Here is a 12765-nt window from a genome sequence, read left to right on the forward strand (position 1 = left end):
TTAGAGCGTTGTGTTTTTTGTGGGGTGTTCTGTTTTTTTTAATGAGGCCGCGGGCGTGGCCCCGCGCCCCCCCCCCCCCCCGCCCGCCCCCCCCACTTCCCTGAACCTCGTCGCACCGGGCACAAGCGTCCGGCGCGACGAGGTTCAGCTGTTCCTGTGCCACAGGAGAACTTCGGTCCATTCGGCCCCATCTTCGCGATGGACCAGCCCGCCTTCAGCCGTGAACCTCACCGAGCCCGACTGACCGGTGACGTACAGCGATGAGGTCATCCGACAGACGCGAAGATCATCATCGCCGACCTAACTTTCGTTCTATGCCTCATTTCCTCCGCACCGCTGTCCTCGGCTCGGTCGCCCTGCTGGCGACCGCGTGCTCCGCCTCCGCGACCCCGGCGACCGCCCCCGCCCCGGCGGCAGCCCCGCCGCCCGCCACCGCAGCGAGCTGGCCGTCCGCCCCCGTCGTGCCGCTGGCCACCCAGCCACCGCCCTCGCTCGTCGTCGACGCCCCGCTGCCGGAACAGCTCGCGAAGGGGCTCGTCGTTCTGCGCTACCGGGCGGAAAACCTGCGTATCGTCCCGGTCTACGGCCCGGCCGCGCTCGACGTCTCCCCGCGCATCGGCCACATCCACGTCACGGTCGACGACGCGCCGTGGCACTGGGCCGACGGCAGCGGCGAACCGCTGATCATCCAGGCGCTGTCGCCCGGCCCGCACAAGGTGTGGATCGGGCTGGCCGACCCGACGCACAAGGTCATGGACAGCAAAACCGTCAGTTTCGTCGTGCCGGTGGGCGGCCACCACTGAGCGGACCGGCACAATCGGTCGCATGCGACCAGCCGAGCGTTCCCGATGACCGATCTCGCCGACGGCAGGCTCAAGCTGCGGCATCTGCGGTACGTCGTGGCGATCGCCGAACAGGGCTCGCTGGTCGCCGCGGGCGAACGGCTGCACGTGACCCAGCCGGTGCTGACCCGCGGGCTGCGCGAACTCGAGTCGATCCTCAAGGTCGAACTGTTCGAGCGCAGCCCGCGCGGGATGACCGCGACGCTGTTCGGCGAGGTCTTCGTCGACCACGCCAGGGCGGTGCTCGCCGAACTCCGCCAGGCCGGGCGGCATCTCGAAGAGCTGGTCGACGGCCACGCCGGCACCGTCACGATCGGCGCCTTCTTCGCCGGGGCGAGCGTGCTGCTGCCCCGCGCGGTCGCGCGGGTGAAAGCCGTCGCCCCCGATCTGACCGTCGTCATCCGGCACGCCGGCCCGGACGCGCTGCACGAGGCGCTGCTCGCGGGCGACGTCGACCTGGTCGTCGGCACGCTCGAACCGGCGAACAACGACCGGCTGCGCCAGCACCACCTCTACTACGAGCCCGCTCGCGTGGTGGCGCGCCGCCAGCATCCCGCGCACCGGCGGCCGGGGCTCACGATCGCCGACCTGACCGGCGAACTCTGGTCGATGCCGCCCGCCGACAACCCGCAGCGGCGGCAGCTGGAGGAGCACCTCCTGAGCCGCGGCCTCTCGACCCCGGCCAACCGCATCGAATGCGGTTCGTTCCTCGCCGTGCGCGCCATCGCGCTGGAGACCGACACCCTGGTCGTGATGCCGCAGCTGGTCGCCGAGACCGAACCGGAGCTGGCCGCGCTGCCGATCGACCTCGGCATCGTGGAATCGGTCGGCGTCACGCTGCCCGCGGGCAGGCAGCTCACCCCGACGATGCTGCTCATGGTGCGGAAACTGGACGAGGTGGCGGCCGAGATCCGGGCGGCCGTCAGCGGCTATACCCAACCGGCATAGCCAAGCGCCAACGCGGCATTGGACGGGCATGACCACGCCTTCTAGCGTGTGAGTCATGGAAATGAATTCCTCCTGCTGCACCCCTCCCGGATCCGGTTCCGCGACAATTACGCGCCCGGTTCCGACAGTCGGCGGAAGTTTCCGGCTGATCGACGATTCCGGCACTCCGGTCACCGAGCTTTCCTATTTCGGCAAATACCTCCTCGTCTTTTTCGGTTTCACGCATTGCCGGACTTTCTGCCCGCCCGCGTTGGCCCGGATCGACCAGGCACTCGACCGACTCGGCGATCTCGCGGATCGCGTGCAGGCCCTTTATGTCACGGTCGATCCGGAACGCGACACCCCGGAGGTTATGCGCACTTTTCTGAAGGCGAACCATCCGCGGATCACCGGGCTCACCGGGCCCGCCGCGGAAATCGAGTCGGCGAAGAAGGCCTACCACGTGCACTCCCGGCGCGTCGACGACCCCGACGGCTACCGGACGCCGCACAGCGCGTTCACCTACCTCATGGGCCCGGCGGGCGAATACCTCACCCACTTCGTGGATCCGGTGGACAGCAAGGACATCGCCGCCGCGCTCGAGTCCTTTTTGGAGACGCGGTGACGCTGACGGCCCCGGACATCTCGGGGTATCCCGCGCTCGACGACAAACAAGCAGGCCACGTCCAGCATGTGCGCAATCTGATCGCCCAGCAGGACAACGAATGGGCGAACATGGGCAGCATGCTGTGGGGCCAGGAATGGACCGACGCCTACCGCTACCAGCTGACCCAAATGGCCTACACGCTGGGTTTCGCGCATTTCCACCACCTTCCCGCCGCACCCGGTGCGTTCCGTCCGACATTCGAAGAGATCATCCGGAAAATGCAGCTTCCGGAAGTGTGGGCGTATTGGCGCGAGACCAGCCGGGGAAGCCGGCGCAACAACCCGGACATCACGCAGTTGCGCGAAGGCTGGCGCGACCCGGTCGTCAAAGAAAACATCATGTACAGCGGCCGGTTCTTCGCGATGCTCGGCATGCACAGCATGCTGTTCGACAGCGACCAATACGACCGCGAAGGGGCGCTTTCCTTCCGCTGGGACCCGTTGTTCCAAGGACTGGGCGCCGAGATCTACGAGTACTCGCTCAGCTCGCTCGCCGACAACCTGTACTGGCAGATGGCCGAACAGGGCTGGTACGGCATCGTCTGCGAACCCAACTGCCTTTTCCTCGTCTGCAACCAGTTCCCGATCCTCGGCTTCCGGTTCCTCGACCTGCGCAAAGGCACGTCGGTCGCCGAGGAGGTCACCCAGGCCTACCAGGCGGCGTGGGACGAACGGGGCATCCTCAACGAGTACGGCGAGTACTGGCGGCTCTGGCTGGTCGAGCAGAACCGCCCGGAAATGCCCCTGGAAGGCGGCGGCAACGCCTGGACGGCGCTGAACCTGAACGCCTGGAGCCGCGACCTCGTGCACCGGCTCTACCCGGACCAGATCCGCGACGAGATCCGGCGCACCCCGGACGGCCTGGTCACCCTCGCCGAACCGACCGCGGCGCTGGAAGCCCGCACGGCCCGGCACGCCGGCCGGGAACCGGAGTTCACCCGCGACCTGGATTTCGCCTGGCGCGCCCCGGCTTTCGGCTACGTCGCGGCCTGCATGGCCGAGGTCGGCGACCACGAGAACCTGCGCGGCCTCCTCGGCTACGCCGACGCTTACCTGAATCCGACCTGGGAGAACGGGGGCCTGTTCTATCCGCGCGAGGACCGGTCGTTCGACGAGAACGGCAACATGATCTTCATGGACCGGCTGACCGGCAACGCGATGCTCGGCTATGCCCGGCTGAACGTCGCCGACGGGCTGTGGAAGATGTATCACCACCCGTGGACAGCAGAACACTTCCGGGAACCCGCCGTGACCGGGATCGAGGGAACGGCCGAACTTCTCCGCGCCTGGTACGACCGGGAAAAGTCGTTGCTGGCACTGACCTTGCGGCCGGTGGCCGGGAAACAGTCCGACGTGACGCTGCGGATCGGCAACGCCGACCGGCCGTGGACGCTGTTCCGCGACGACGTGCTCGCCGCCGATTCAGCCGGGACGGGATCGCCCGGCCTGCGCACCCGGACCGAGGGGAACGACCTCGTCGTCAGTCTCCCGCTTCGAGTCCGGACCAACCTGACGCTCTGCTTCTAGGAAAGAGACAACCGTGAAACTGGCCAATGTGGACGGCCGGGCCGTCCTGCTGACCGCCGAGGACAAGGGAATCGACGTCGCCAAGGCGTCGGGCGGCCTCTTCGGCCTCGGCTCCGTCTACCGGAACTGGACCGAATTCCAGGCGTGGGCGAAGAACCTCACCGCCGAACCCGACGTCGTCTTCACCCGCGCCCAGCTGAGCCCGCCCTCCCCCGCCCCGCAGCAGATCGTCGCGATCGGGCTCAACTACGACGACCATGCCGCGGAGTCCGGTTTCGCCGCGCCCGACGGCCTTCCTCCGGTCTTCACCAAATTCGTTTCCGCGCTGGCCGGTCCCGACACCGAGGTCGTCCTGCCGCCGGGCGGCAACGTCGACTGGGAGGTGGAACTCGTCGCGGTCGTCGGACGAACGGCCCATCGCGTCGAGGAATCCGAAGCGTGGGACCACCTTGCCGGGGTGACGATCGGGCAGGACCTCTCCGAGCGCGTCTCGCAGCTGGCCGGCCCGGCCCCGCAATTCAGCCTCGGCAAGTCTTTCCCGAACTTCGCGCCGGTCGGGCCGTGGCTGGTCACGCCGGACGAGCTGGCGGACCGCGACGACCTCGCGCTCGGGTGCGCGGTCGACGGCGAGACCGTGCAGGACGGCCGCACTCGCGAACTGATCTACCCGGTCGGGAAGCTGATTTCCGCACTCTCGCAGACGATCACCCTGTACCCGGGCGACCTCGTCTTCACCGGAACCCCGGCCGGAGTCGGCGTCGGCCGTACGCCGCAACGGTTCCTGCGGGCCGGGGAAGAACTGGTCAGCTGGATCGAAGGCCTCGGCGAAATGCGGCAGACCTTCTTCGCCGCGCGGGAGGACTGACATGGGAATGCACCGGCTGACCCGCGTCACGATGGGCGTCCCGAACGTCGAGGAAACCATTGCCTACTACGCCGAGTTCGGGCTCACGCACGTCGGCGACGGGTCCTTCACCACCCTCGAAGGCGGCGAACAGCTGCGCGTCCGGCACGCGCCTTACCGGCAGCTGCTCGAACTCGGCGTCGGGGTCGACGACGCCGACGACATCGCACGGACCGCGGCGCGGCTGAACCGGCTCGGCGTAGTCAGCACTGAGACCGGCACCGCCGTCTGCGCGATCGAACCGGTCTCCGGTTTCACCGTCCGGGTCGAGATTTCGCCGCGGATCGTGCAGGAGCCGGTCCTGGCCACGCCGTACAACGGGCCTGGCCGCATCGAGCGGTTCGGCCGCGCGCCCGGCGTGCTGCGCGACAGCCCGATCCGGCCGAAAAAACTCGGGCACTGCGTGGTGGGCACCACTGATCTCGACGCCACCATGCGGTTCTTCACCGAAGCACTCGGGTTCAAGGTCAGCGACTACATCGGGCACAAAGGCGCGTTCCTGCGCTGCTCGGTCGATCACCACAACGTGCTGGCGCTCGCGGCTCCGGTGAACTTCCTGCACCACACGTCGTGGCAGGTCGACGACATCGACGACGTCGGCCGCGGCGCCGCCGCGATGCTCAAGGGACGCCCCGAGCGGCACATCTGGGGCCTCGGCCGCCATCACGCGGGTTCCAATTTCTTCTGGTATCTCAAAGACCCGGCGGGGAACTTCAGCGAGTACTACGCCGACATGGACTGCATCCCCGAGGACGAGATCTGGACGCCGGAGGTTTTCGAAGGCGCGCAAGGCCTGTTCAGCTGGGGCCCGCCCCCGCCGCCGTCGTTCCTCGAACCGGACGACCTCGGCGCGCTCATGACCGGACAGCATTCTTCCAAATAACCCCGAAAAGGAGAAAAAGCATGACCACCGCACTGTACGTTCCGCAGATCCCGGACAACCTGAACATCCGCTTCGTCGAAAACCGCATCGTGGTCAACCGCCCGGCACAGGAGGTGTACGACTGGGTCACCACCTGGTCGAACCTGCCGAAGTGGCTGCCGATGGCGACCGGGACCGAGGTGCGGCGCGGCACCGCGGACGTCCCGGCGGAACTCGGCGACGAGCTGCTCGAAACCATCGTGCCGGACCTGAACGAAAAGCCGAAGCTGTACACCGTCGTCGCACGCGTCCCGGGCAAGCTCTGGACAGTGGTCGGCCGCGACGTGCTCGACGACGGAACCCTCGCGCCGGCGATGCACGCGATCGCCACCTTCACCACCTTCGACCTCGGCGACGGGACGACCCTGTTCTGCCGCCTGTTCGAGCGTCTGGTCCCGCCCACCGAACCGGCCGGTCCGCACCCGGTCGAGGACTCGGCGCGCATCCAGCCCGGACTGGAACTGCTGAAGGCGCACATCGAGGGCACCGCGGCGTAATTCCGCGGTTGACCGCTGTTGTGGTCGACGTCCGTGCGGGGAACCCTGAGGGAATCGGATTTCCTCAGGGTTCCCCGCGCGGACTTTGCGCTGGGCGGAGTGCTCCCGCTCGCTACCGGGAGACGGTGACCGTCGGCCCTTCCAAGGTCTCGTAGGAGTAATTGTCGCCGACGAACTGGTGTTCAATCACATACTGGCCGGGCTGCGCGTTGGCGGAAACCCCGATCGAGAAGGTGAAGGTTTTGCTGCCGTTGAGCGGGACGTCGCCCACGTCGTAGCGAATGGTGTTCCCGGCCTGGTAGCACAGCGCGCAAGTGCTGACGTCCAGGAGCTGATTGATCGCGCCGTTCGCCACGTCCAAGCCCAGCTTCCCGCCTTTCAACGGGTCGGCGTCCGCGTTCGACAGGGTCGCCGAGAAGGTCAAGGCCGCCCCTGGCGCGACGGTCGTAGGCGTGATGCTCACGGTGCTCGACGGCGCCGGATCGGCGCTCGCGGAAGCGCTCGTCGCCACCAGACCGAGAACACACAACGCCGCGACAATAGCTTTTCTCATAACAGCTGCTCACCCACTCCATGCTCGGCACAACACAGAAAAAAGGGATTAACCCGACTCGGTCGTGGGCGCGGCCGTTCGGAGCACGGCAGTTCATTCTTTCGGCCGCACCGCATTTCGCCGCTTTCCAGCCGGATTGACCAAGGACGGGGATTACGACCTCCTTCTGGGCCAGACCCCCGACAGGCCGACGTCAGCCCGGAAATGATAGCGGGAATCGGGGCTGTCGCGCGAGAACCATTTTACGACTGCCGCTGTCGTTTCCCGGACGACGGCCCGCGGCCGCGACGGCAGCCCGGTGAAATACCAGCAGCGCCGTCACCGCACCACGACGTAGTCGCCGCGCTCCCGCGCCTTGGCGACGTCGGCGTGCGTGGACGCGCTGGTCCAGAAACGCCCCCGGACGACGCGGACCCAGGAGCCGTCGAGCGGAAAGACGAGCACCGGCTTCGCCTCGTCAGTTCCGCGCAGCATCGAGCCGCTCCGCAGGTTGCCGAGAAACTCGACGATGTCGCGTTCGATCTCCGCCGCGAACTCGCGCTGGCTGTCCTGCGAGATGTCGTACAGATCGGTGTCGATGTCGTAGGTGACGCGTTTGCCGGTCTCCGGATCCTGTGCCGCGAACTCCAGCCCGAGCCAGCGCCGCGGATCGACGATCACCGTGGCCTGCCACGTCAACCCGGCGAGCTGCCATCTCACCGAAGCGTCGTCGGCGACCACCGTCCATGTGGTGGTCGCCGACAGCTCGCGGAGGAAAGCGAGAAGCCGGTGCCCTGTCATGCGGCCGAGTCTAGGCCGCTCGGCTCAGCGGACGGTGAACGGCAGGATCGAATAGGAGTGCTGACAGTCCAGCGACACCCAGTAATTCCCGTTCCCCTGGGGAGTCACGTCCGGCCGCACGGTCGCCTGTGCCGTGCCGACGTAGGTGTTCGGGTTGGCCGGGAAACCAGTGAGCACGTTGGACCACAGCTGACGCACCGGGCCGTCTTCCTTGCTGCACTGCCAGCTCATCGTCACCGGATCGCCGGGCGCACCCGAGTTCGGCTCGAGAGTCAGCTGCGACGTGGCCGAAGCAGGCGCCGCCAGCCCGATCCCGGCCAGCCCCAGCACGCCGAGCACTCCGATGGAGCGTCGGATCATGACCCCACCCCCAGATTTGGAACTCCTTACGGTAGAACCGCACGCGATGCCCTGTCCAGGCGTCTCCGCGACCAGACGCCGCCCAGCGCGAGGGCGGCGTCTGGTGCTTCGCGAAAACCGGCGGTTCCGCGGGTTCGGTGGATGACACCGGTTCGCGAAGTGTGCGCGGTCAGGCCTCCGGAATTCGAGGCAGCAGCAGCTGAGGACGCTGGTTTTCCTTGCTGTGCAAAGTAGTCCGTCCGTCGTACACGGCTCGGTCGCGGTCGCCCGGGAGTTCGTGCCAGTACGCACCGCTGCCCCGCACCTCGCGGCCGTTGTCTACGACCGGCCGTTCGAGCAGGACGTCGGAGATCCGGATCGCAGCCGCCGCCAGTTCTTCCCCGGTGCGCACGGGTTTCCCGGAGACCCGGCGGCCGGTGTTCGGGTTGACCGGCGAGGCTTCGCGGCCGTGCTGGACGCGCAGCACCTGGTTCGGAGCCCAGCTGGGCATGAATTCCGTCGGGATCCCGCCGTGGTGGGTGTATTCGCGGAAATAGTCGGACGCGCCTTCCCAGGGGCAGATGGCTTTGAGATGCGGCGGGGAAAGCGCGGCGGCCAGCCATTGATTGGTCGCGAGGTACGAAATGCCGAGCATGCCGACGTTGCCGTTGCTCCAGTCCTGGACGCCGGCCCATTCGATCGCCTCGTAGAGGTCTTGCGCCTCCCGCTGCGAGAAGAAGTCGATTGCCCCTTCGCTGCCGCCGGTGCCGCGCACGTCGATCCGCACGCACACGTAACCCTCCGGGACCCACCGTTCCGGGCGGTACGGCCTCCAGTTCGGGTCTCTGCCATACGACCAGGCTAGCGTTCACATCTCAGCAGGCTGCGGGCCAGCGGGCAACGGCCCGCGCCGGAACAGGAGTGCGGCCACTGCCGCCCCGCTGAGGAAAACCGCCGCCGCGATCCAGAACACCAGGTGGTATCCGGAGAAGGCCGCCTCGGCGACAGTCTCCGGCCGGGTCGCGGTCGAGGGGTGCGCGGCCAGGTATCCGCCGATCGCGGACGTCGCGATCGAGCTGAACACCGCGGTGCCGATGGACCCGCCGATCTGCTGGGCCGTCGTCACCAGTGCGGACGCCACCCCGGCGTCGTGCTGCCGGACGCCGCTGGTCGCGGCGTTCTGCACCGGGCCGAAGATGAACCCGAAGCCCGCTCCGGTGACCAGCAGCGCGGGCAGGATGTTCGCCGCGTAGCTCGAGTCCGCCCCGATTCCGGTCAGCAGAACCATGCCAACAGCGGCGAGGAGACATCCCAGCGGGACGAGCGGCTGAGGCCCCCAGCGCGGCAGGAGCACCGCACCGGAGAACATCGCACCCGCCATCACCAGGCCGATCATCGGGAGAAACGCCGCCCCGGTCTGCAGCGGGCTGAACCCCAGCGTGTTCGCGAGGTAGAAGGTGAGGAACAGGAACACCGCGAACATCCCGGTCCCGGTGATGGCCAAGGTCAGGTACGCCGCTCCGCGCACCCGGTCGAGGACCACCCGCAGCGGCAGCAGCGGATGGGCGGCGCGGCGTTCGATGACCACGAAGGCGGCGATGAGCACGACGCCCGCGAGCACCGGCCCGAACGTCCGGAGGTCGTGCCAGCCGTTCCGTTCCGCGGTGCCGAGGCCGAAGACGATTCCGATCAGGCCGAGCACCACGGCGGCCGTGCCCGCGACGTCGAGCCGGACCCGCTGGGGCCGATCGCCGTCGCGGAGGAGAATCAGCCCGCCGACGAAGGCGACGGCGGCGATGATCAGGTTGACGTAGAGACACCACCGCCACGAAAGTCCTTGCGTGAGAACGCCGCCCAGCAGCAAGCCCACCGCTCCGCCCGCGCCGGAGATCGCGCCGAAGATCCCGAACGCGCGGCCGCGTTCCTTCGGATCGTCGGCGAAAGTGATGGACAGCAAGGACAACACGGCTGGCGCGAGCAGCGCGGCGAACACGCCTTGGCCGATTCTCGCGGCCAGCAGGGTCGCGAAGTTCCCGGCGGCGCCGCCGACCGCCGACGCGAGCGCGAAACCGCCGACACCGATGAGGAACAACCGCTTCCGGCCGAAGTAGTCGGAAAGCCGGCCGCCGAGGAGCAGGAGGCTGCCGAACGCGAGTGCGTAGCCGGTCAGCACCCATTGCCGGTAATCGGCGGGGAAACCGAGGTCGTGCTGCACGCTCGGAAGGGCGATGTTGACGATGGTGGAGTCGAGGATGTCCATCAGCTGGGCGAGGCTCAGCACGACGAGCGCCAGCCAGCGATGCTTGTGGCGCACGGCGTTTCCGGGCGCGCTGGAAGGGGCCGACGGGACGGTGCCGGTCGGCGAGAGATCAGGATTCATGAAGTTCTCTCGATTGAGGGAGAGGGGCCCGTCAGCCGGGAAGCAGCACGAGCTTTCCCCGTACGCGGCCCGATTCGCCGACCCGGTGCGCTTCGGCGACTTCGGTCAGCGGGAACGTCTGCCCGACGGGCAGGGTGAACTTGCCGGCTTCGATCAGCTCGCCGAGCTGAGATATCACGTAGAGCGCGTGTCCGCCGTCGCCGCGGCTGAACCGCACGCCGTACTGCTCGGCACCGGCGAAGTCGGCGATGGTGATGACGTGCTCGGGGCCGCCGGTGAGCTGGATCAGCTCCGGCAGGACACCGCTTCCGGCGACGTCCAGCGCCAAGTCGACTCCGTCCGGCGCGAGCGCGCGCACCCGGTCTGACATACCAGGGCCGTAGGCGACGGGTTCGGCACAGAGGGAGCGCAGAAAGTCATGTGTGGCAGCGCTTCCCGTGCCGATCACACGTGCTCCGCGGGCTACGGCAAGCTGAACCGCGGCGCTGCCGACACTGCCGGAAGCACCGTTCACAAGCACCATAGCGCCGCTCCCGACACCGAGCTGGTCAAGCGCACGCGCGGCGGTCTCGGCTGCGGCTGGCAGGGCGGCGGCCTCGGCGAAACTCAGCGACGGCGGGATGGGCTCGTAGCAGAACAGCACGGTCAATTCTGCTTGCGCGCCAACGGAAGCAGCGAATCCGTACACCCGGTCGCCGATCTCGACGTCCGTGACGCCCTCGCCGAGTTCGTCCACCACGCCCGCCGCTTCGTAGCCCATGGTCTGCGGGAGTTCCTGGTCCATCAGGCCCTGGCGTTTCTTCCAGTCGCTCGCGTTGATCCCGGCCGCGCGCACGGAGATCCGGACCTCGCCGGGACCCGGGTGCGGGTCCGGGACGTCCGCGATCTCGAGGACTTCCGGGCCGCCGAAGCTGCTGAACCGGACGGATTTCATGAGGTGCTCCCTTTCCGGCCCGAGGCCGGGGATTGAAGAGGCAGGACGGGGAATTCGTGACCTGCCCACAAGTTCGCGGACAGCTGTTCGGGATAAGGCCGCACGATCGGGCCGGCGCCGATCACCCAGGTCGTCTCCTCGTCGTCGAACGCGCGCCAGCCGGGACCTTCGCCGCGCGCGAAGGCGGTCCACGCCGCTCTCATCGCCGCCGAGACCGCGGCGAGTTCGGCATTCGGTTGCGGCCCAAGCATTTTCTCGACCAGCGGCCCCGCCAGGTTGCCGAAGGTCAGCGCGACGTCGGCACCGTGGCAGGCACCCAGCGCACCGCCGGACCCGGGCGCTTCGAGAACGAACTCGTACAGGTACGAGCGGCCGGCGTGGTCCCGGGCGAGGTTCGCCAAGGGCATGCGGAACAGCCAGTCGGAATGGAGCGTTTCGAAGAGCTGCTCAGGCGTCGCTTCCGGGAAGGCCGCGCGGTAAGCCTCGGCGTCCGGCGCTAACGCGGCGAGTGCTTCCTTCGCCATTTCCGCGGTGACTCGCCCGAGCATTCCGCGTCCGGCGAGCATCTTCCGGAACTCGTCGCGGGTGTGCCCGACGATCAGTTCGACGTCTCGGGAAGCACCGTCTCGCAGGGCTTGCCAAGGCGTGGCAGGAAGAATGTCGCCGTCAACGACCGGTGAGAACGGTGCCACCGCGTACGCGAATGCGGCCCAGCGTTCGGCGTACTCACGCATATCAAGCGCGTCGACTGCCGTGACAAGTGCGGCCGGTGAGATCTTACGAAGGCCCTCGACGGTGGCTTCGGTTCCCACACCCGCCGCGCGCGGCATCGCGAGCAACGCGGCCACCCCGCCCCCGCCTGCGGATTGGCCGAAGACCGTGACCTGGTCCGGATCTCCGCCGAACGCGGCCGCGTTGTCCCGGACCCATTCGAGCGCCGCGACCTGGTCCAGCAGACCGCGGTTCGCCGGGGCACCGATGATCTGCCCGAAGCCTTCGACACCGACGCGGTAGTTGAAGGTCACCACGACGACACCCTCTTCGGCGAGGACCGCCCCGTCGTACACCGGATCAGCCGAGCTTCCGGCGAGGTAGCCGCCGCCGTGAACCCACACCATGACCGGCCGGTCGCCGGAGAGATCGACGGTCCAGACGTTCGCGGTGAGACAGCCGCGCCCGTCGTCGGGTGGGCTCGGCGGCGGCGCCAGGACAGACGAGGGCACTTCCGCCTGGGCCGGGATCGGCCCGAAGCCCGAGGCGTCGAGGACGTTCTCCCAGGCGCGGGGCGGCTGAGGTGCAGCGAAGCGCAAGTCGCCCACGGGCGGCGCGGCGAAGGGAACGCCGCGGAAGACCGCGACGGCGCCCTCGGTCGTGCCGCGAACCCGACCGTGGGAGGTCGTCGCCACCGGCCGGTCTGTCAGGTTGTCCACGAACGCCGTTCTATCAACGAACAGTGTTCTTGTCAACGAACGCCAGGCCGCCGAAGGGGGGGTC

General features: G+C 68.1%; 13 protein-coding genes and 1 pseudogene. 7 read left to right on the forward strand and 7 right to left on the reverse strand.

The genetic code is table 11. The annotated features are described in order from the left end of the window. The first annotated feature begins 314 nt into the window (after nt 1-314). Genes ACWGIC_RS23775 through ACWGIC_RS23805 form a run of 7 tightly spaced genes read left to right on the forward strand, consistent with a single transcriptional unit; the run spans nt 315 to nt 6285 of the window. On the forward strand, nt 315-803 hold the full coding sequence (locus tag ACWGIC_RS23775) for a DUF6130 family protein (RefSeq protein WP_452078139.1): 489 nt from the start codon (nt 315-317) through the stop codon (nt 801-803). 45 nt (nt 804-848) lie between these two features. Next, nucleotides 849-1790, forward strand: coding sequence for a LysR substrate-binding domain-containing protein (locus ACWGIC_RS23780; RefSeq protein ID WP_452078140.1), 942 nt, complete (start codon nt 849-851; stop codon nt 1788-1790). Nucleotides 1791-1845: 55 nt separating this feature from the next. Then, nucleotides 1846-2394: an SCO family protein gene (locus ACWGIC_RS23785; RefSeq protein ID WP_452078141.1), complete on the forward strand. Its 549-nt coding sequence runs from the start codon at nt 1846-1848 to the stop codon at nt 2392-2394. Beyond that, nucleotides 2391-3962: a linalool dehydratase/isomerase domain-containing protein gene (locus ACWGIC_RS23790; RefSeq protein WP_452078142.1), complete on the forward strand. Its 1572-nt coding sequence runs from the start codon at nt 2391-2393 to the stop codon at nt 3960-3962. Before ACWGIC_RS23785 ends, ACWGIC_RS23790 begins: the two co-directional genes overlap by 4 nt. A gap of 13 nt (nt 3963-3975) precedes the next feature. Continuing rightward, complete coding sequence (locus tag ACWGIC_RS23795; protein ID WP_452078143.1) at nt 3976-4827, forward strand: fumarylacetoacetate hydrolase family protein; 852 nt, start codon at nt 3976-3978, stop codon at nt 4825-4827. Nucleotide 4828: 1 nt separating this feature from the next. After that, entirely contained in the window at nt 4829-5749 is a 921-nt protein-coding gene (locus ACWGIC_RS23800; protein ID WP_452078144.1) for a VOC family protein, read from the forward strand. A gap of 20 nt (nt 5750-5769) precedes the next feature. After that, nucleotides 5770-6285 carry an SRPBCC family protein gene (locus tag ACWGIC_RS23805; RefSeq protein ID WP_452078145.1) on the forward strand — a complete coding sequence of 172 codons (516 nt, stop codon included), beginning with the start codon at nt 5770-5772 and terminating at the stop codon, nt 6283-6285. A gap of 112 nt (nt 6286-6397) precedes the next feature. Here ACWGIC_RS23805 and ACWGIC_RS23810 read toward each other — a convergent pair whose 3' ends face one another. The 7 genes and pseudogenes from ACWGIC_RS23810 to ACWGIC_RS23840 form a co-directional block, all read right to left on the reverse strand. Further along, on the reverse strand, nt 6398-6838 hold the full coding sequence (locus ACWGIC_RS23810) for a hypothetical protein (protein ID WP_452078146.1): 441 nt from the start codon (nt 6836-6838) through the stop codon (nt 6398-6400). 318 nt (nt 6839-7156) lie between these two features. Then, nucleotides 7157-7618, reverse strand: coding sequence for a hypothetical protein (locus ACWGIC_RS23815; protein WP_452078147.1), 462 nt, complete (start codon nt 7616-7618; stop codon nt 7157-7159). 24 nt (nt 7619-7642) lie between these two features. Beyond that, on the reverse strand, nt 7643-7978 hold the full coding sequence (locus tag ACWGIC_RS23820) for a hypothetical protein (RefSeq protein WP_452078148.1): 336 nt from the start codon (nt 7976-7978) through the stop codon (nt 7643-7645). A 169-nt stretch (nt 7979-8147) separates the two neighbouring features. Then, nucleotides 8148-8783: pseudogene (locus ACWGIC_RS23825) on the reverse strand (CocE/NonD family hydrolase); the annotation flags it as partial. A 42-nt stretch (nt 8784-8825) separates the two neighbouring features. Continuing rightward, nucleotides 8826-10337 (reverse strand): MFS transporter, encoded by a 1512-nt coding sequence (locus tag ACWGIC_RS23830; protein ID WP_452078149.1) that lies wholly within the window; start codon nt 10335-10337, stop codon nt 8826-8828. 31 nt (nt 10338-10368) lie between these two features. Continuing rightward, nucleotides 10369-11271 (reverse strand): NADP-dependent oxidoreductase, encoded by a 903-nt coding sequence (locus tag ACWGIC_RS23835; RefSeq protein WP_452078150.1) that lies wholly within the window; start codon nt 11269-11271, stop codon nt 10369-10371. Then, a complete protein-coding gene (locus tag ACWGIC_RS23840) occupies nt 11268-12701 on the reverse strand; it encodes a carboxylesterase/lipase family protein (RefSeq protein ID WP_452078151.1) in 1434 nt (477 codons plus the stop codon). Before ACWGIC_RS23840 ends, ACWGIC_RS23835 begins: the two co-directional genes overlap by 4 nt. Nucleotides 12702-12765 lie beyond the last annotated feature (64 nt).

This window comes from Amycolatopsis sp. NPDC054798 (assembly GCF_053611505.1).